Raw genomic sequence first — 19,078 nt, forward strand, 5'->3', positions numbered from 1 at the left:
CTACTCGACCGGGCACCATCCGGTCGTCGGCAACTGTGGTTGACTAGATCCGAAACCACAGTTGTGTTGTGACTTTGCGAGCTAAGCACATAACCTCGAGGGGCGTCAACTACAGTTCGCCCTTTGCGCAAGTAGAGTTGACCAGCGCTCGCGTGGTCGGAGGCGGGGGCGCCTCGCTGGTTGAGCGCTGCGGAGAACGGGCTGAAGGTCCGCTCCGAGTGCTGGGCGCGGCTCCGTGATCATCCGTGAGCGACGCGTGGCAGGAGGTGAGGTCTGGCGTGACGGATGGGGCTTTGTACTGGGCCGCTGCCCTGCTCGGCGCGCTGGTGGGTGCCGCCCTGCCGGACGTGTGCGTCCGGCTCGTGGCGCACCTGGGCGGGTGCCACAACGGCGAGGCACCGATGACGACGCAGGCGAGTGCCCCGTGCCGCTACCTTTGGCGGGCCGCACGCGCCTGTCTGAGCGGTCTCGGATTGGCCGCCATCTCCGCGGGCCTCACCTGGCGGATAAGCGCCGGCCTGGGAGGGCTGTGGATGGTCGGGGTGTGGCTCGTCATGCTCTATGCCGGCATACTGCTAGCCAGCGTCGATCTCGCACTGCGGCGGCTGCCCACACCTGTCATCGGGGTGGCCGCGCTCGCCGTGGCCGGATTGCTCACCGGTTACGCCGTCGCCATCGGCGAGGCGCAGATGGTGATCAGCGCGACGCTGGCAGCCGCAGCGGTTGGTAGCGCCTTCCTGCTCCTGGCCATCGTCGGCGGCAGCGGGTTGGGGCTCGGCGACGTCCGGCTGGCCGCGTTGCTCGGCGCGGCGCTGGGACCCTTCGGTTGGCGCGCGGTGTTCGTGGGAGCGGTGTTGCCCTACGCGCTCGCCGCTCCCGAGGCGCTGACCCGCCTCGCGCTGCGCGGCGATCCTGACATCGCCTTCGGCCCGTATCTGCTCGCCGGCGCCCTCGCCTCGGTCGCCGTCCTCGGCCCGTGACCGCGTTGCGCATTGGTCGTCAGGTAGGCCTCGGGCGCGCCCATCGCGGGACGACCGGCCGCAGATCGCGCTGGTGTGGAGTGTCTTCGAGGAACGCGTCGACTCGGCATCGGTGGTCGTCAGGCCAGGTCGGTTGTCGCAGCAGATCATCGCCGAGTTGGAGGGCACCAGGGTTGAGTAGACCGACAAGCTGGTCGAGGTGAGTGAACTGCCGGACATCTGCACCACGCCAGCGTCGAGACGTTCTTCGTCCACGCCGACGTCATGCCGCTGACGACCCGCTAACCGAGAAGGCACTGCTCACCCTTGACCCTTGGCCGTCTCCGCTGAGCCGCCCGATCAATCGGGCGTCAGGTGTTCCCGCCACGACCCGGGCGAGTGTGCACGCAGCAGGCGGTCCACGATCTCTTGGGCTTCGGCTTGTGTCTCGAATTCCCAACGCAGCACCTTGCCTGTCTCGCTGTCTTCGGTCCGGGCGACGACCTTCCAGCGTGTCTGGCGGATCAGCCAAACATCACGGCGCGCGAGGCGACCCCATAATCCGCTCCACCACCTCCGCGCTACTTCTTCCACAACCTGAATCGTACGCACGTTCGAACGTGGTCAGGTGGGCGGCGGTGCGATTCCCGTCCAGCGGTCACATGCCCTCATGCGCTCTGCCTCCTCAGGAAGCGCACCGGTCAACCAGCCCGCCAGGCGGACACGGGTCACTGGGCTGCCGGGTAGTGGGTCTGGAAGGACGCTCTACTCGGGCAGCCGGGCGCCCTGGTCCTCCGACGGAGTGTCGGGCTCGTAGTCCGACGGGCGCGGCCGTTCAGGGCCGCCGGGTGAGAAGCGTAAGAACGCCTCGATGCGAGCGACCCGGAAGCGGCGCCCCAGCACTGCGGTTTCATTTGCGCGGCTGGCGTCGAGATCGTCGGCAGCTCGCCGGTACGTCGCGGTGTCGTCTTCGCTGAGCTGGGCGATCCGCGGCTCGATGTAGCGGAAGGCGAACGCGATTTCCTCACGTGCCTCCTGTGGGGTTGCCACCGGTCGGCTGAAGGGTCGCCACACTCCGTTCGCCCACTCCGCCGCGGCGTAACGGGTTGGCAGCAGCATCCCGTTCGGGTGTGAACGCGTGGCCTCGACGCTGTCGTCGTAGACGGCGGCCGGCACCTGGCCGCGAGGGTAATGCGCGCTGAGCAGCTCCACCTTCAGCAGGGCCTCTCCGACGTCGGTCGGCTCGCTCGGGTCGACGAGTACTGACTCGTCGTGCAAGCTCACGTCAGCGATGACCTGACGTGGATCGAGGTCTGTGGGCCGCGGCGGCTCCGGCCCCTCGTCGCCGAATCGGGCGAACGTGTCCGCCCGAACGATCCGGTGCCTCCGGCCGTCGGCGACGATCTCGTCGACCCTCTCCCGGTCCAACAACCCGATCACGGTGGTCAGCTCGGCGGCCAGCACCGGATCACTGGTCTCGACGAGTCGCTCGCGAAAGCTATGCGCCATCTCATCGCGAGCAGCCTGCGGGCTGAATTCGGTCAAGCCGTGCACCTGCCACCGCCCGTCGCCAAGCTCGACAGCGTGTCCGAACAGCGGTGCTCCGATACGCATGAGCGGATACGCCACCGCGCTGAGGACGGCATCTTGCTCGGTTACCGCCCCAACTGGATCATCGCGCCGTTGAACCCGGATCACGGCCGCCAGGGGCATCTCACCGTCACTGCTCACCCAAGCAGTGTGTGACGAGCGCAAGCCTGGAGGCGGAAGACACGCGCGACGCACCTCTCACGCGATCGGCCGCCGATCTGCACACTCGACATCCGTCGATCGGCTCGTCGAGTTACGACAGCCACCGCGCGCGGCTTCGAAGCCCTTAACCGCCTGTCCGAGCATGGCAGGCAGTAGAGCGGACCGACTTGATCAGCGCGGGTCGTCGAGCGTCACTGGACGTCGGCCGCCGCCCACAGCGGACCCGACGGCGGCGATCCTCCCGCCGGCCGCGGGCGGCGTCCGTTGGCCCGGCGCATGGCCAATCGCGCCGGCCCAGATCCGTCAATCCGCCTGAATGCACTGGAGGCATTCTTGAATTTCCACCGCGATTTCGCCCTGGCCAACGACGGTCCTGTGGTGCCCGACGTGGTCACGAGCATGGTCCAGTACGCCAGCAGCGGCTTCGCCCGGCAGTACATCGAGGCGTTCCATGCCCGCGCCAACGACCCCACCTCTGAGGACCCGGTTCGGGTTGCCGCCGTCACGGCGATGCTTGACCGGCTCGCACACGAGCCATGGCGTAGCGGACAGCCGTACGTTCTCGCACCCGAATTGACGACGACGCTCGCCACCGCCGCACGGGCTATGGACCTCACCGGCCGCGTCGTCGACGCGGACAGCGCACCCAGCGACGCCGGTGTCCTGGTCCTACCCGAGCCGATCTACCAGCGCGACGCACTCGGCCACGTCACCTCGATCGGCGCGATCGCCTGGGCGCCGTACCGGGTAACTGAAACCGGCCGCACCGGCTGGTGGGTCACCGGTTGGGCAGACCGTGATGCCCCCAACGACCCAGCTGCCGGTTGCCGGCGGGAACAACTCGCCGACGCTCCCACCATCGCCGCCCAACTCGGCCCCTACATCCTCAGCTCGCTCGCCGATTTTCCCGCCGACACACCCCTGATCGCCCTGGCCGAAGCGCCGGGCCAGGCCGACCATGCCCAGGAGTCAGCGCCCCCCGGCTACCACTGCCTCGACGATCCGACGCTGCGGCAACGCGCCATCACGGTCCTGTTGTACGCGTACTGGAACCTGCAGGGCCAACCCGCTACGAACCCGCTCCGCCAGGATTCCGATCCGACCCAGCACCTGAACGCGCATCAGGCGGGCATGCGCAACAGCAGCCCCACCGCAAGGCGCCCCGCCGAACCGGTGGTCTCCCTCTAGCCGACTCCAACCCATGCTCGCAGGCGTTTCTCAACCCTGCAGCACGCACATAGGAAGGCAAGCAGTTATGCACAAAACTCCTGCCGCGCGGCTGCCCCTTGCCTGGCGTCGCTCCGATCCCGAACCTGACAGGAGGATCACGAGGGTCATCGGTGGCCCCTCCTGGTGGCAACAGTGGATCCGAGTGCGACCCAAGCTCAAGCATGCGCCCGAATATTGCTGGTCCAACACCGACCGGCTCCGCCCGTGGTCAATGCTCAGGGGATGGCCGATGTTCAACGCCGAGCGACTCAGCTATGGCCGTTGGTTGCAGCGACACCGACGTGGGCGCTACTGGTCAAAGCGCCGCCGCTGATCCAGACCGTGAGCGTGGCGTATGACGGGCGCTGATCGCTGTGGCATGTCGTGTCCTGCACGAAGTCTCCCTACGGCCCACCACAGCGAAGCCGTAGTGATGCAATCTCTTCCGTGGCGCTTTTAGCGCTGGGGCAAAGGGGCCCGGGGACGTGTGAAACTTGCATCGAATTGCCGAGCTGCCTGCGGCAAGGCGATTTCAGTCAGGGTCAGCCCGTGTTAGCAGCGACTGGCCTAGTGCAACACGTCCCCGGCTCGCCAACCACGCGACCGGACTCGAATATCAGAGCTCGGCGACTCGCGACGTCCAGTTAGCCGCAACGGCAGGAACGCTGCTAGTCGGTGTGGTGGTGGCTCGAACAACGTGGTTCGCACGTGCGGCAGGTCAACGACCCGCCTGTGCGTGGAACTCCATGACGATCTCCTGGGGAATCCGTCCTCGGTCAGAGATGTTCTTGCCGGCCCGCTTGGCCCACGCCCGAATTGCCTTGTTCTGCTCCGGGGAGCTGGCCGCGCTGACCTGCCCTCCGGTGACTCGTCCGTCACCAGCTCCTGCAGGGCCGCGTGCCCGTCCGCCACCAATGACACCGCCCCGGCCGACCCTGCTCCCGTTCGAGGTGTACGGCCCGAAGACCTCGCGCAATTTTCCGGCGTTAGCGCTCGAGAGGTCAATCTCGTAATGAACCCCATCGAGGGCGAACCTGACGGTCTCGTCGGCGTCCCCGCCGTCCAGGTCATCGAGCAGCTTGTGAATGATCTGCTTGGCCACGTCAATACTCCTTCGAAACCAATCGGCAGGTAGCTGATAGCACAGTAACCCGCAAACTGCTCCCTGCGAAAGTAAAAGCAGGGTGCTGTCCCCTTGCGGCGACCTCGCAGTGGTGCGGCAGGGACGTCTATTGCGAGTCGCGTCATGCGATCGTCATCGGTAGGTGCACGGCAAATCGCTTTCAGTCATGGTCCGCGACCGACGGATGCTGCTGTCGTCCCGCGCCGCTTGTAGCCCAGGGCGGCCGGCGTAGTTCGTCACCTTCTGTAGGCGGGCCATGTCGGATATGTAATTCATAGAATTTTCGCGACCGCCGTCAGATTCGCCGGTGATCAGGGCAGCGGAGAGTCGTCTGGTCCTCGTGACTCGCCGGGTGGCGTGTCAGCCCCTTCGGCGCCCTCGTGCCTGTCATTGCTCGGCTGGGGGCCGGTGCGACCCGACGCCCAAGCACCTGCTGACCGGGGCTCTGCTGTGCGTCAGGGTCGGTTCAGCCGGCCCATCCGAGGTGACGGCAAGCGGCTCGCCCGGGTTCAAGCCTCCCGTGATGCAGGACGAGGAAGCACGGCCGGGGATGAGGATTGGTACGACCGGGCGCTCGACGTTGACCCGGCCGGCTACCAGGCATTCTTCGGCCGGGATTTCGCGGGGCCGATGCAGGGCATCCGAGACGTCCGGGAGCACCGGCAGCAGCCGTGGGACCAAATACCGCGGCCTGAGGCGACGCTGCTGGGCTGCGCGATATGCGGTGCCTGGCGTGGTTACTCCGCTGGGAGGAGCTTCAGGTCGGCGTTCATGCGGGTGGTGACGTCGGCGTCGAGTTGCGGGCCGTGGGCGAAGGTCCAGCCGCCGTCGCGGATGTTGGTGATGGTCTGGGTGAGAGCGCGCCGTGCGTACACGACGCTCTCGTCGCTCCACAGCACGGCAGTGCCCTGTGCTGAGGTGTGACTGTTGCTCACGGCTTCGCCGAGCAGGGTCAAGCAGTTGCTGGCGTCGTCGAGGACGCCGACGGCTTCCCACTTGTCGCGGTGCCCTTGCGCGAGTCGCTCGTGGTTGAGGCTGACGCACCGCACCGCTTGGGCGAGCGACGCGATAAGCCGGCCAGTGTCCTGCATGCTGACGACCGCGGGGGAAGCTTCGGCGACCTCGCGTCTCTGCGCGTCGTCCGCTTGGCTGAGGTGGGTCACGAGGTCGGCGAGGTCGACGTTCGGAAGGTGCGACCGTACGTAGGTCTCTTCGCGGATGCCGAGGGTGGCGGCGGTGCTGGTGACAAGGTCGGCGAGGATGTCCTGCGCGGTGACCTCCGAGATGTCCAGGCCCCGGCGGCGGCTTTCCTCGCGCAGCCGCTCGACGGCTTCCTGGAACTTGGTCATCCGACGCACGCGTCCTCCTGTGGGGGTGCTCCATCCGCACGATAGCCGGCAGGTGCGTGGGCAACCAGGAAGCTCGCTACGAAGCGGATCTGCTGCCGAGTTATGAACAGATAGGCCCGTGCGGCAGAGCTTGTGTCGCGGAGTCGGCTCGGGCTGTCGCATAGGGATAATGCTCCGGTCGCCTGTCGAAGGGGTGGCGGGAGGAGCGGGTTACGCCGAAGAAGCGCATATCTCCTCAGCGTCGCGCCGCGCAGCAGTACCCCCGCCTGCAGCGCTTCCACCCCAGCCGTACGGGGTGCCGAAGGCTGCTTGTACGGGCGATGATGGACGCCGTGCCCCGGGTGACCGAGACGGTGACGGAGCCGCCCGCGTGACGTGGGCGGGAAATGTCGACGAGGCGCACGATGACAGCCGGCCGTGCAGGCCGGCAACGGAGTGAATAGGGGCTGAAGGGTGACGTCGTCGGTCGGGATGGAACGCCGCGGCGTCGCCGAGGTGCAACTCGCCTTCGCCAATCTGAACTGGGCGTTTCGGGAGCAACGCGAAGCGGATCAGGGGATCGACGCTCAAGTCGAGCTCGACGGTCTAACAAACCCCACCGGCCGATACATCGCCGTTCAAATCAAATGCGGGTCAACGTTCTTCAAACGAAGGACCCGGCACGGGTGGCGCTTTCCCGGAAAGCCTCGGCACCTCAACTACTGGCTGGCCAACCTGATGCCCGTGGTGCTCGTCATCGTCGACCCACAAACCCGAGTCGGATACTGGGTTCAGATCACCGCCGACGCGGTGCACGAGACCGACCGCGGCTGGTCGATCGAGGTGCCGTCCGCGAACGTCCTCGACGCCTCATCGCATGCCACCCTGCGTGACATCGCGCTCGCCGCTCCCTCAGCCAACCCGGATCCTGTCAAGGAGGTTCTGCCTCTGTTGTCACCCTCCACCGTGGATGCGCTGTCGGCTCTCAGACTGGTCGACCCCGAGGGCGCACGGCGTCTCGCGCGGATGCTCAGCGGGAGCCGCGACGACCCCAGGGCGGTCGTTGAACCGCTCGTTCAGGCGAGCCGGGGCTGGGTTCACGCGACCGCGGCGCGGCTGGCGACCGTCGGGGCGTACGCCAACGACCACGGCCACCGGGACCTGGCGATGGAAGCGTTCGCGCTGGCGGCCGAACGGGACCCGGACAACCAGCTACGGCTGCGCGGTGTCGCGGCGATCATGGCCATCACCGTGGGGGACAGGAGCCGAGCCGCCGGCCTTCTCCGTCCGGTCCATGCCCTGCATCAGGCAGGGACGACGAACCTGCTCATGGACGTCGCCGTCTGCGCGCTCGAAGCCGATGAATCGGGCAGAGAGGATCTGCTGGAGAAACTTCTACGCGATCGGCCCGATGGCGAGCTCGACGCGGAACCCACCTGCCTGTTGTTCCTCGCCGAGCGCGCTCTTGGCCGGGGAGACCTCGACCAGGCGCTGGCCCTATACGAACGCGTCTGCGAACGGCAACCGACCAGCACCGGTGGCAGACTCGGCCGGGCACGGACGCTCATGGAGCGCATGCTGCGCGGGACCACGGCCTTGCCATTCCGTGACCAGCAGGAGGTGACAGCGCTCGCCATGTCCGTCCGCGACGACGTACGGCGATGGGCTGGGCCGAGCGAGACCATGCACCGCCTTCTCGTGCAGGAGCGCATGCTCGTCGGCGCGTTCAAGGAGGTCGTCGAGCTGGCCACGCCGACGGCATTCGGCGGTCAGGCGACCGACCGAGAAGCGGGCGACCCCGTCGTCGCGATCGTGGGCGCCCAAGCCAGCATCGCCCTGGATGACCGCATTCGTGCCGTTCGGTTCGGTGACGCCATGCGCGGGACACCCGCGGAGCCACTGATTCGCGCGCTCGCTGCGGACCCGAGCCAACCCGCCACGGCTACGGTCGCCATGTGGCGAATCGCGCTCGACAACGCGGACACCGCCTTCGCGGCCAGGATCTGTCTGAACCAGCTCGCCTCCAGGGGCGCACTCAACGTTACCGACCTTGACCAGGTGGAGGTGTTGGCGAATCTCGACGACGGCGACCGCGTCGTTTTCACCGCACGCATCGCCGCTGGGGGCGGTGACCTCGACGGAGCTGTCACGCTGCTTCGGTCTGCCTGGTCACCCGCTGCCGGAGAGATCCTGATCGAGATCCTTCGTGAGGCGGGACGCTACGACGCCGCCCTCGCCGTGTGCGACGAGATCTGGGCGGCCTACGGGGCGCTGAAAGCGCTCCAGGAGAAGGTCAACATCCTGGCTATCCGGGGCGACCTCGACGCCGCCGACGAGTGCGCTAAGGATCTACTCGCCACCGGCGAACTTGGAGCCGAGCATCGGACAGCCCTGCACCGCCGGCTCATTGAGCGCAGAGCCACGCGAAACGACTGGGCGGGCCTGGAGGCGTGCTGCCGGGCAGCGCTCAAAGACGAACCAACCAATCACGATCACGCCTGGGCGCTGATCATCGCTCAACTCAACCAAAACCGGTGGGACGCGGCATGGACGTCATACCGCCATCTGCGACCCGACGTCACCGACCCAGGCGCCGTTCCCGCCTGGGTCGACCTGCACCTACGGTTCGACAACACACCGCAAGCCCGAGACATCGCCACCACGCTGGCCAGCCGCTTCGCGCACAACCCAGACACACTCGCCCGCCTCGAAAGGCTCAACAACCCGGCACCGTGACAACTCCGCGAGCCCTCCGCCGCCTCCCCAACAATGCGGCCGTGACCGGCGGCCCAAGCAGAGAACCAGTCCCCTCTGCTAGAACTTTTCCCAGCCGTCGGTCGTTGGAGTACATCGTCGATGAGCGTCGTGGATGCGGGGCAGGACTAGGAGCCCCACTGCTCACTGCCTGTGTCGATAAAACTGCCGACCGTATGCATACTGTTCTGGTGAATCTGCCCCGAACTGCCGCCGACGAAGCTGCCGCGTCTGCACCGTTAACGTCGCTGGTGACTCTGCGGCTCGCGACGCCGACCGCCCTTCGCAACGGTCTCGCGCTGCTCGGCCTCCGCTGGTCGGCGCAGAGCGATGACCACGACGAGGCTGGGACCGAGGTCGGTCTGTACTGCTGGGTGGCTGCCGGGTTCGGGCAGGAGTTGGCCAATCCTATGCAGGGGGCCGCCCTTTACATCGGCATAGGGACCGGCCGGAATGGTTGGCGTGGACGGCTACTGAAGGAGCGGAGCTGGATTGGTGAGGACTCCAACCATGGACACGGCATGGCGATGCATCGGACCGGCGCCAAGGTCGTCGGCGGTCCCGTAACCTACTCGCCCCTGCCGGTGGATTGGCTTCCTCAGACAGGGGTAGAGGAAGGAGACAGGGCCGTTCATAGGCTCGTTAGCGATGCCGCCTCTACCCAACCGGTTGTAGTGGCCGAGGCGATCGCGATCAGACTTGCCATCCATCTCGGAGACACGGGTGCGCCAGTCAACTCTGCCGGCGCAGGAGCGTGGGCGACGAACAACCCCGCGGACTGGGCTGCCTTCGCCTGCGCCAAGACGTTACGCGCGGACGAGGGAGCCCATGAACCGCCGGTTCCGGCCATGCGGGATCGGCGTGACGGACCGGCTGGTGAGAGATGACTCAGGATCTGGACAGCAAGTCCTCTTCGCTGGCTCGGTGGCGCAGGTCTCAGCCGTTCGTGACCTACCAGGCGCAGGAGCGTGTCGCGGTCTTCATCGACTTCGAGAACCTGGTGTGCGGTGCCGGTAAGGGTCTACCCGGACAGAGCGACCCCATTCCCGACTCCGCCCTGACCTACCTGTGCCGAGGCTTCCACGGCAACGCATCCATTCGCCGCGCCTACGCTGACTGGGCCAACTCAGGCTTCGGGAAGTATCAGCAGGCGCTGGCCAACAACGGCGTCGACCTCGTCCAGATCGCCCGCATCGGCGGCACCGGCAAGAACTCCGCAGACATTCGGATGGCCGTCGATGCCATGGAGGTTCTCATCACCCACCCAGACGTGGCGGTGTTTCTCCTCGTGACCGGCGACAGCGATTACTCGCCACTCGTGCATCGCCTGCGGGAATTCGGCAAACACGTCGTCGGCGTCGGTACTCAAGCCAGCGCCAGTCAACGTCTGGTGTCCGTCTGCTCGGAGTACAAGTTCTGGGGCACCATCGTCGCTGCCGTCGAACCCGCCAGCCGTCCCGCCGTCACCGCAGCCTTCGACATAAAAGACGCCGAGCGACTTCTTATCCGGGCGTTCGAGCAGCTCACGACCGACACACCGACCGCAGGTACAGTCAAGAACAAGATGCTCGCCCTTGACCCGTCGTTCGACCAGGCCAACTACGGATGCCGTACCTTCCGGGACTTCCTCTCGCGGCTCGAACATCGGGTCACCACTGCGGGTAGATCGGGCCAAGACATCGTCATCACGTTGGTCCCGGACGGCAAGGGCACATGATCCAAGAGTCGAGACCGCCGCCAGGTCGGGCGGCTCGACAGTGAGGCGCACTGCGGGAGGCGCCGCCTGCGCACCCTTCAGGTGGTGACTACGCCGGTTGCGGGACCGCCATCCGCGATTACGACGCCCGGGCTTGCCCGCACAGCCGATTGGCATCGCGTATGGGCCTGGGAACGGACGCCGAGGCATTGCTAGCAGAGGGTATGAGCCGCCAAGCACTGACGGTGCGCCAGTCAACCAACTCGTCAGGACTGAGCAGAGGCCTGTTCGACCGGTACCCCATTGTGCAGGTAAGCCAGGCCGCCGGTGGCTCGAGCGTGCAGGGCGGCATGGACGCGGTCCGCGGTGTTCGTCGTAAACCGGTCCCGCAAGTCCCGACGGGCGACAAACGCAAACCCATCAAGCTCAGCGGACTGAATCTTGATTTCTGATACGTCTTCGAGGACCCCGCCATCGAAGACGTATCCGAACCACGCCCTGCGCTGCTCATTGGGCGCAACCCAGTCGACTACCAGAAGACGACCGACGGCAACCTGGAGACCCAGTTCCTCGGTTACCTCACGTGCGCAGCAATCGTGCGGTGCCTCATCAGCTTCTAAAATACCGCCGGGAACGTTCCACCACGGACGGTAGTTGGGCTTGACGGCAAGCACGGCACCCTGCGAAGGGTCCGTGATCAACACGCTGGCCGACGCCAGAAAGCTCGGCAGGCTGGCGTACCAGTCTGCAGGCTTCAGATGCTTCCCCACCCCCGTCACGGTAAGGGCAGTGAGGTAACCCGCCGGTGCCGTCGAGCAATGTCTGACGTTTGGGGCGGTGCTCGCCGCCGTTCGATGGCGTGTCTAATAGGGATTCCAGCAACCGCGCGGCAGGAGGCACTGAGCGACCTGATGACCGCGGCTCGACAGCGACTGTACGGGTCACCGCTGCGGTGATGGCAACGACTCGGCCCAGCCCACCCTCAGGCGAGCGATGAATGCGGTGCGGCCCCCAACCCGCGTCAGGTTGGGGGCCGCCGAACGCGGGTCGAACTGAGCTGATCGTACCGGCCTTGCCGGCTTCGGATCGGCCCTCAGACCCGTTGGCAGCAGCGTCTTGGTAACGCGCTCTGCCGAACGAACCGATCAGCGGCCGTCCTCGGCGCCGGTGACCCGGGCCGCCCGCTCGTCGTGCTCTCGGCACAACTCGACCGTTTCCCCCGCGATCCACCGCTCTCCGAAGATCCTCCCGGATCGGGTGACCTGCCACGCCGCTACCGGCACTTTGACGCAGCCGGCGACATCGCAGAAGACCTGTAGGCCGGGCCGGCGGTCGACGGTGAGGGTGATGACCGGGAGAGGCATACGCGGCAGGACCTCCAGCAACGGGGGAGTCGGTCCTCCGAGGATACGAACCGACTTCACGGATCCCGGTGCGGGTCCTTTGCCTGCTCGCAAGGCATAGGATGCCGTCCATGGCAGACCGTCGGAACCAGGATCGCTAGTCGGACCGAGCGCCGCTGGCTTCCAAAGCCCGCGCCTTCGCTACGCCGACATCGGCCAGGACGCGATCCACCCGCAGCCGGCTAGCCTCGACCGTTGACGTCAATTCGCACTCGACAGCGATGAGCCTGTGTCGCGGCGTCGGATCGCCCGGGGTGCGCGATAATTTCGGTGCCGCCCGATCGGCGGGTGAGGGGAGGAGCCGGCTCATGCCGAAGAAGCGCACACCTCGTCAGCGACGCGCCGCTCAGCAGCGCACCCGTCTGCAGCAGCGGTTGGAGGTTGCCCGGCAGGAGCGGTTCCATGAGCAGCACGCCAGTCTTGTTCTCGAGCGGTCGGGAGACCCCAGGTTCGTGCAGCGCGTCACCGGCCCGGACGGCACCGTAAGTCTGACGTGGGATGCCGCGTCAAAGGCCGGCACGCAACTGCGTGACGGCTTTCAGGCTCAGTTCGACGCGTTTCGGGCGAAGTTCGGCCGTGAACCCGGGCCGACAGACCCGGTGTTCTTCGACCCGGATGCTGACGAGCCGACGCCGTTGGGCCAGCGGAACCTCGACGAAATGATGGTCCAGTTACTGCAAGCCGCAGAAGACAGCGGAGCTGACGCGGCCCCCATACATGCATGGCGCGAGGTCGGTTACCTCGTGACGCAGGAGAACCAGCATCTGTTCAGCGCGGCTGACATTCAGGCGTACGCCGCCGCGGTCGCCCGACACAGCGGCGAAGCCGTCGATGAGGACGACGACCTCGACTTCGGCGCAACGGTCGACCTGTCAGCCGACGGGCTTCGAGACCTGATCGACGAAACGATCACCAGCGGGATGGAGGAGCCTGCCTGGCGACTGGCCGAAGCCCTCGACCACACCGGCGACTCCGACGAGGCCGGCCTCGCTGGCGCCGCTTTGGTCTCCGTCCTGATGGCCTGGCTGATCGGCGCCAAGGAGGCAGCCGCATCTGACCTTGCCGGCCCCGCCATGCAGTGGATCCGTGAGCACCTGGACGACGAACCCGCCGACCAGGCGTTCCAGCTCGCCGGCCTGTTGGGCAGCCCGCTGGCACCGAACCTGACGATGGAGGAAGCCCTCGACCGGCTGGGCGACGCGTTCCTGCCGGCGCTGGTGTGGCTCGTAGCCGGCATGGTGGCAACCGCGGCTGATGGAGACATCGAATGGCTCGTGCAGTTCGACCTCGATCTTGACGCGACGGACTGACAGCCGGATATCGGAGCCTGCGCCGTCCGCCCACCTGCTACAAGACACTGCAGGGCCCGCGCGGCCCCTTGCTCGCCATCAGTCGGCGACCCACCGCCAGAACTGTCGCTGACCATCCGCGCGATGACCTCGGGACCCGGCTACGGCCGCATTCGACAGCTTCAACACTGCCAGATTCCTCAGCTAGTACCGAGTTTTGCGGAGGTCCTCGGTGAGACTGCGGTGCCAGGCTCTGCGATCCTCGTCGTCGCCGGGTGGGGCCCCGAGGGCGACGACCGGGTCCTTCACCGCGTAGATGATGCGGTACATCAGCAACGACACTGCTGTGTCGAGCCAGCGCTGGGTGTCAGTGGCGGATGGCTGGTGGCCGAGCACGATCGTGAACCATGACGGTAGAAGCGCTGCGCCGGCGATCGCGGTGGACAGGCGTTCCCGCAGCTTGCCCTGCAGGGTGGCGCGGGCCGCCTCGCCGGTCATCACGTTTGGCCCGTGCACTGCCCGCCGCTCGTCGTCGTTCTGCAGCGCTTGACCCGCCTGCTCGGCGGCTTCGGTCGTGGCGGTCAGCTGTGCCCTGGCCGTGCTCCACCCCTGGTGAGCGGCGCGGAAGGCGACCCCGGCCTGGCGGTGCTCAGCGCTGTTGCGCGCGGTTGTGGCCAACGTCGCGCTATGTCGCAACGCGTCCTCGCCACTGGAACGGATGCGCTGCCTGAGCCGACCGAGCGCCTCGACCTGGCGCTCGTAGATCGCTCGATCGTGGGGCGAAAGAAGTACTGATGCGGATTGCCGGCCGCGCAGCGCGCGCTCGGCGAGGTCGCGCACGGCCTTGTCAGCGTGGTCGATGTCCACAGGGGTGAGGTTCTGCTCGGCGCGGACCCGCCGTTCGAGCCACCCGATCGTGGCGGTCAGCGACTTCACGGCGGCCTCGACCTCGGCGACGTCGTCGGCCAATTCCTCGCGCAGCCCGTCGTGCGCCTCACGGATCTCCTGCGTGGTCTGGTCGAGCCCATCGAGCCGTTCGTCGTGCAGTCGGACCTGTCCGTCGAGGGACTCGTGTTTCTCCTGCAGCTCATAGACATCGTTGGACGTGGAGGACACCTGGCGATTGAGCCGTTCCACGGTGTCGGTCAAGGTCCGCAGATCCGCCTGCGGGTAGGTGGAGTGCGTCATTTCGTGTCCTCCACATCGGTGCCGTCGTGCAGCCAGCAAGCCAACGCCGCCACCAGCAGCGGCAACAGTGCCAAGAGCCAGATCGCCGACACCACCCGAAGCACCGCGACGACCACCAACGCGGCACCGGCCACCAAGATGAGCGCGCCGACGGCCCGACTACGGTGCCCAAGGCGCCGGGCGCGCGGCTCGCTCAGCGTGATGACACCGGCCAGCAGACACACCACGATGACCGGCACCAGGTACCAACGACTGAACCGGCCGTCTACGATGAGCCCGCCGATGACGAGCATCGCCGCAAGCGCAACTGCGCCACCGACGTAGACGACGCGGCTACTGATCCGCCTGCGCCGCTCATCAATCAACACCGGGATCCGCGCCTCGAAGTCCAGCAGCTGCGTCGTGGCGGCGAAAACTTCCGACCGCCGCGTGCGGTACGTGGTCGTCCCGGACTCCGTCGCAGCAAGCTCTTCGTGGCTCGAACGCAGCACCTGCTGGAGCCGCTCCGCTTCCTCATGATGATCCAGATCCGGTCTGCCCACAGGCTGCACCACCTTCGTCGATCACCGCCAAGGCCGGACGTGCGCCTTTGGTCGATGTCACTCTAGGCGGTGGCTCCGACACTTATCGACATGTTGATCAACGCTCTGCTGCCGCCGTCCCGTCGACCGCCGCTGAGTCCAGCACGGCGCGGACCTGCTCGACCGCCCCCGGTGCCGGCGGTTCGCCTAACTGGACGTTTGCTTCGCCTTCGCGCCTGTAGCGGCCGATTTGCGTCTCGGGCCTCGATGGCGCAAGGTGCCCGACCTGACCGGGAAAGGACGCATCCCGGTCGATTCAGCCCTGACCGGAATCAGAGCTTCCGCCCCGCGATCGTGTCTGATTCACTTTTACCCCGACATCGACGGACATGAGGTCCGTCACGCCCGCGTCCTCGCGCCGTACGCCTGAGTCATGACCGCACGGCGACCCTATCCGTCCGACCTGTCCGACGCCCGATGGGCCCTGATCGCACCCCGCCTCACCGCCTGGCGGCAGGCCCGCACCGACGCCGGCGTCAGCGGACGCACCCCCACCCACGACCTGCGCGAGATCTTCAACGCCATCCTCTACGTCAACCGCACCGGCATCGCCTGGCGCTACCTGCCCCACGACTTCCCGCCCCACGCGACGGTCTACGGCTACTTCGCCGCCTGGAGCAAGGAAGGCATCTTCACCGAGCTCAACTACCAGCTCACCGGCCTCGTCCGCGACCACCACGGCCGCACCATCCAACCCACCGCATCCATCATGGACAGCCAAAGCGTGAAGACCTCCACCAGCGTCCCACTGTCGACACAGGGCACCGACGCCGGCAAGAAGATCGTCGGCCGCAAACGCGGCATCATCACCGACACCCTCGGCCTGCTCCTCGCCGTCATCGTCACCGCCGCCAGCGCCAGCGCCAGCGACAACACCATCGGCATGGACCTGCTCGACCGAGCCACCACCACCTACCCCACCCTGACCAAGACCTGGGTCGACGCCGGATTCAAGAACCGCGTCGTCGAACACGGCGCCGCACTCGGCGTCGACGTCGAAATCGTCACCAAAGACCCGCAGGTCAAAGGCTTCAGCGTGGTCAAACGCCGATGGGTCGTCGAACGCACCATCGGCTGGCTCATGCACCACCGGCGACTCGTCCGCGACTACGAAACCCGACCCGACAACTCCGCCAGCATGATCACCCTCGGCATGATCGACAACCTCACCAAACGCCTCACCACCGAAACCACCCCAACCTGGCGAGACGACTAAAACCACAACACACGCAAAATACGTGAATCAGACGTCCTCTCAGCCACCGCGGAAGTATCCACGGCCATCGTCATGTCACTGATCAAGTGCTGCTCCTTGATCAGGAGTCACACCGTTGTTTCTACAGACCCACCGCAGACGGCACCACGTCGTAGACCCGTCATACGGTGGCGCGGTCGGCTGCGCGCAGGCGGCTGGTGGAGAAGAGCGTTGAGATGATTGCCGCGGCGATAAACGCAACTGTTACTGCTGTAAGCCAACTCCATGGGATGCTGAACACGAATCCGGACAGTTTCCATGCGGATACGATGACTGGCGGCACCGCAATAGTGAGGGCGAGTACCACGCTGAGGCCGAGGATGGACAACTGTTGCAGGACAAGAACTTGTTTTGCCCATTTTGGAGTTAGTCCAATAGTGATGAGCGTGCCTAGGTAGCTTCGAAGAGAGGCGACCTGGGTGCGCGCGACGGCGATGCTGGTGAGCAGTAGCAGCAGAAGTAGACCGGCCGCGCCGGCGTAGAACGCTGCAGGGGCAACTGCGGAGCGTGGATCTTCGTAGATCATGACATTCGTCGGGTCGAGTCCGGCCGCGAGGACGTTGTCACGTGCGGCGGCGGCCTGGTCCGCGGAGACTCCAGTGTAGAACAGGGCTCCGGCGGACAGTGGCAGGCGTTGGCGTTGCGCGGTGGATGTGAGGAGCACCCCGACTATGCTCTGTTTCCAGGCCACTGAATTCAGTGGGGCTGCGGTGACGGGTATGGGGTCGCTCCTGCGAGCGGCTTCGCCCTCCTTTTGAATGAGAACGTGGTAGGTGGGCTGACGGGGCTCTTCCCAGACAAGCAGCCCGCCGCGTTGCAGGGTCGCGGCTTCGGCCGTCGAGAGCCTTCTATTCATTAGGCTCCCGAGCTGGTCTGGCGTATCGATTGCCATAATGAAGCCCCAGCTGGACTCGGCGAGGGAAACGGATGTGTCGTCGGAGTACGCATACCGCAGCTGAGTCACGGGTTGGTCGGCCGGCAGGTCCTTGTTGGCTGCAGCGACCACGGCCTCCGGCGGCGGCTTTAGGAATCCTCCGCGTCCGGCTACGGCGATCTGGCCGGGCGCCACATCGGGATAGATCCCGGCGTCTGCGGTGACCAGCATGGTATCGAGCAGGGTCAGAAATCCGAGAGGTACGCCCAATCCGGTAGCGAAGACGAGGACGGCAATCGTGGCTCGCCGTTTGTCGTTGAGAAGCTGCTGCCGCCCTAGCCGGCTGCGTGGCCCTCGTCGAGGAAGTCTTCGCAGCGCCCATCCGACCATATCTGGCGCGACGAGCAGGACTGCGACCGTCATGGTCGCGGCGAGCGTCATCGCATCGGCTGATGAAGCGAGTCTCGCGGACTGGAGCACGGCGCCGCAGCCGGCGACGATAGCTGCGACGTGGCGCAGGTCCCGTGTGCGCATCCGGATAGTGCCGCGTCGTTTACCGGTCGCCAGGTCCGTCTTTGTCGCCTGGCGTTTGGCGCGCAGCGCGGTGCGGAGGGCGACGGCGGAGAACGCTGTCCCTAGCAGCGTCATCAAGATGACGCGCAGTGCTGGGTCTACGGGAAATGCCATCGGCGAGATGGGTTGATCCCAAAAACGCTGAACAATCTGCCTCGCGCCAACTCCGAGCGCAAGCCCGAAAACAACCCCGGCAAGAGCAGCGAAAATAGCCGACGTGCACGCGGCCAGAGCGACGCTCACGACCGCTTGTGATGGTCGAACCCCTACCGATATCAGCGTTAAGAGGGTGCGCCGGAATCGGCGGTCATTGAGCGCGAAGACTAGAAGCACCGCGAGCAGCGGCACCGTGAGGGACGGTGCGAGGTACGCGGCTGGAACCCGGTCGATCCACGACGCCTCCGGCTCGCCCATTATCTCCTGGGCGGAGCGTGTCTTCGCGGCAACCGCCTCCACGACGCTCGCCTCATCAGCACCCTCACGAGCGGCTAGCCGGGCGCTGATCGCCGCCGTCACGTGGTAACGGTCTCCGCGTCCCCAGTACACCGCAGCGGACGCTTCCATAGAGGGAAATGCGGCTAGGAGCTCTGGGCGCATCGCAGCCCACGTGCCGGGCGCGGCCAAGAAGGACGAGAAACGCGCGTAGCGATCCTCGGCGATTCCGACGACTTTGAACTGTTCGCCGCCCGCGAGTACTGGCATAGCGGCGCCGATCACGGGCGCCAGGTCCGGTGATCGCGTGACAACGACCTCGCCGGGGCGGGTGGGCCAGGTGCCTGCCTCAAGGTTGTACCGTCCCGCGAAAGGCTGATTGGCCCACTCCGCCTCGAAGAACACGACGTGAGGCGGGTCGACCATGGACGGCCGCACATCGATTGAGGTGTAGGCCACCATGACGTCGGTCGCGCCAGTCTCACTGACTGCCTTACGCAAATCGGCGTCGATCTCGCCTTCGCCGGGCTTGATCGAGGTCAGACCGCTCAGCTCGGCAGAATGGCTGAATCTGCCGAGATCGCGCTCAGCGACCTGTTCGCCTGAAAGCGTGAACGCCTTGAGGGTAACGAACATGGCTACGAGGAAGGTGGCTGCAACCA

16 protein-coding genes are annotated in these 19,078 nt (G+C 66.2%); 7 read left to right on the top strand and 9 right to left on the bottom strand.

Annotated features, from left to right (window positions below; translation table 11 throughout):
• Positions 1–278 precede the first annotated feature (278 nt).
• Positions 279–980 (top strand): peptidase A24, encoded by a 702-nt coding sequence (locus AB0C25_RS27915; protein ID WP_357310251.1) that lies wholly within the window; start codon positions 279–281, stop codon positions 978–980.
• A 339-nt stretch (positions 981–1,319) separates the two neighbouring features.
• Here the strand turns inward: AB0C25_RS27915 and AB0C25_RS27920 are convergent, their stop codons facing one another.
• Together AB0C25_RS27920 and AB0C25_RS27925 are read right to left on the bottom strand one after the other, a co-directional pair.
• On the bottom strand, positions 1,320–1,553 hold the full coding sequence (locus AB0C25_RS27920) for a hypothetical protein (protein ID WP_357310253.1): 234 nt from the start codon (positions 1,551–1,553) through the stop codon (positions 1,320–1,322).
• Positions 1,554–1,724: 171 nt separating this feature from the next.
• Positions 1,725–2,690 carry a DUF5954 family protein gene (locus AB0C25_RS27925; RefSeq protein WP_357377103.1) on the bottom strand — a complete coding sequence of 322 codons (966 nt, stop codon included), beginning with the start codon at positions 2,688–2,690 and terminating at the stop codon, positions 1,725–1,727.
• Positions 2,691–2,975: 285 nt separating this feature from the next.
• On the opposite strand from AB0C25_RS27925, the gene AB0C25_RS27930 reads away from it, so the two are divergent.
• Positions 2,976–3,899 (top strand): hypothetical protein, encoded by a 924-nt coding sequence (locus AB0C25_RS27930; RefSeq protein ID WP_357377104.1) that lies wholly within the window; start codon positions 2,976–2,978, stop codon positions 3,897–3,899.
• 739 nt (positions 3,900–4,638) lie between these two features.
• On the opposite strand, the gene AB0C25_RS27935 is transcribed toward AB0C25_RS27930, so the two are convergent.
• Both AB0C25_RS27935 and AB0C25_RS27940 read right to left on the bottom strand, forming a co-directional pair.
• The gene (locus AB0C25_RS27935) at positions 4,639–5,022 is read right to left on the bottom strand and encodes an Lsr2 family protein (protein WP_357310257.1); all 384 of its coding nucleotides are present in this window, start codon (positions 5,020–5,022) and stop codon (positions 4,639–4,641) included.
• 758 nt (positions 5,023–5,780) lie between these two features.
• Positions 5,781–6,401, bottom strand: a complete 621-nt coding sequence (locus tag AB0C25_RS27940) for a hypothetical protein (RefSeq protein WP_357310259.1) — start codon at positions 6,399–6,401, stop codon at positions 5,781–5,783.
• Positions 6,402–6,845: 444 nt separating this feature from the next.
• Between AB0C25_RS27940 and AB0C25_RS27945 the strand changes: the two genes are divergently transcribed.
• The 3 genes from AB0C25_RS27945 (at position 6,846) to AB0C25_RS27955 (ending at position 10,842) form a co-directional block, all read left to right on the top strand.
• Positions 6,846–9,107 carry a DUF4365 domain-containing protein gene (locus tag AB0C25_RS27945; protein ID WP_357310261.1) on the top strand — a complete coding sequence of 754 codons (2,262 nt, stop codon included), beginning with the start codon at positions 6,846–6,848 and terminating at the stop codon, positions 9,105–9,107.
• A gap of 209 nt (positions 9,108–9,316) precedes the next feature.
• Complete coding sequence (locus AB0C25_RS27950; RefSeq protein ID WP_357310264.1) at positions 9,317–10,012, top strand: hypothetical protein; 696 nt, start codon at positions 9,317–9,319, stop codon at positions 10,010–10,012.
• The gene (locus tag AB0C25_RS27955; RefSeq protein ID WP_357310266.1) at positions 10,009–10,842 is read left to right on the top strand and encodes an NYN domain-containing protein; all 834 of its coding nucleotides are present in this window, start codon (positions 10,009–10,011) and stop codon (positions 10,840–10,842) included. The genes AB0C25_RS27950 and AB0C25_RS27955 overlap by 4 nt, the downstream gene beginning before the upstream one ends.
• Before the next feature lie 245 nt (positions 10,843–11,087).
• Here AB0C25_RS27955 and AB0C25_RS27960 read toward each other — a convergent pair whose 3' ends face one another.
• Together AB0C25_RS27960 and AB0C25_RS27965 are read right to left on the bottom strand one after the other, a co-directional pair.
• Complete coding sequence (locus tag AB0C25_RS27960; RefSeq protein WP_357310268.1) at positions 11,088–11,591, bottom strand: NUDIX hydrolase; 504 nt, start codon at positions 11,589–11,591, stop codon at positions 11,088–11,090.
• Between the two features lie 375 nt (positions 11,592–11,966).
• A complete protein-coding gene (locus AB0C25_RS27965; RefSeq protein ID WP_203146461.1) occupies positions 11,967–12,185 on the bottom strand; it encodes a hypothetical protein in 219 nt (72 codons plus the stop codon).
• Positions 12,186–12,532: 347 nt separating this feature from the next.
• Here AB0C25_RS27965 and AB0C25_RS27970 point away from each other — a divergent pair, with 347 nt between their 5' ends.
• Complete coding sequence (locus AB0C25_RS27970) at positions 12,533–13,534, top strand: hypothetical protein (protein WP_357310271.1); 1,002 nt, start codon at positions 12,533–12,535, stop codon at positions 13,532–13,534.
• 183 nt (positions 13,535–13,717) lie between these two features.
• Here the strand turns inward: AB0C25_RS27970 and AB0C25_RS27975 are convergent, their stop codons facing one another.
• Positions 13,718–14,701 carry a hypothetical protein gene (locus AB0C25_RS27975; RefSeq protein ID WP_357310273.1) on the bottom strand — a complete coding sequence of 328 codons (984 nt, stop codon included), beginning with the start codon at positions 14,699–14,701 and terminating at the stop codon, positions 13,718–13,720.
• On the bottom strand, positions 14,698–15,243 hold the full coding sequence (locus AB0C25_RS27980; RefSeq protein ID WP_357310275.1) for a hypothetical protein: 546 nt from the start codon (positions 15,241–15,243) through the stop codon (positions 14,698–14,700). The genes AB0C25_RS27975 and AB0C25_RS27980 overlap by 4 nt, the downstream gene beginning before the upstream one ends.
• A 412-nt stretch (positions 15,244–15,655) precedes the next feature.
• Here AB0C25_RS27980 and AB0C25_RS27985 point away from each other — a divergent pair, with 412 nt between their 5' ends.
• Complete coding sequence (locus tag AB0C25_RS27985; protein ID WP_357310277.1) at positions 15,656–16,498, top strand: IS5 family transposase; 843 nt, start codon at positions 15,656–15,658, stop codon at positions 16,496–16,498.
• A gap of 160 nt (positions 16,499–16,658) precedes the next feature.
• On the opposite strand, the gene AB0C25_RS27990 is transcribed toward AB0C25_RS27985, so the two are convergent.
• The gene (locus AB0C25_RS27990) at positions 16,659–19,052 is read right to left on the bottom strand and encodes a hypothetical protein (protein WP_357377105.1); all 2,394 of its coding nucleotides are present in this window, start codon (positions 19,050–19,052) and stop codon (positions 16,659–16,661) included.
• Between the last annotated feature and the right edge of the window lie 26 nt (positions 19,053–19,078).

This window comes from Micromonospora sp. NPDC048839 (assembly GCF_040649915.1).
Classification (GTDB): Bacteria; Actinomycetota; Actinomycetes; order Mycobacteriales; family Micromonosporaceae; genus Micromonospora.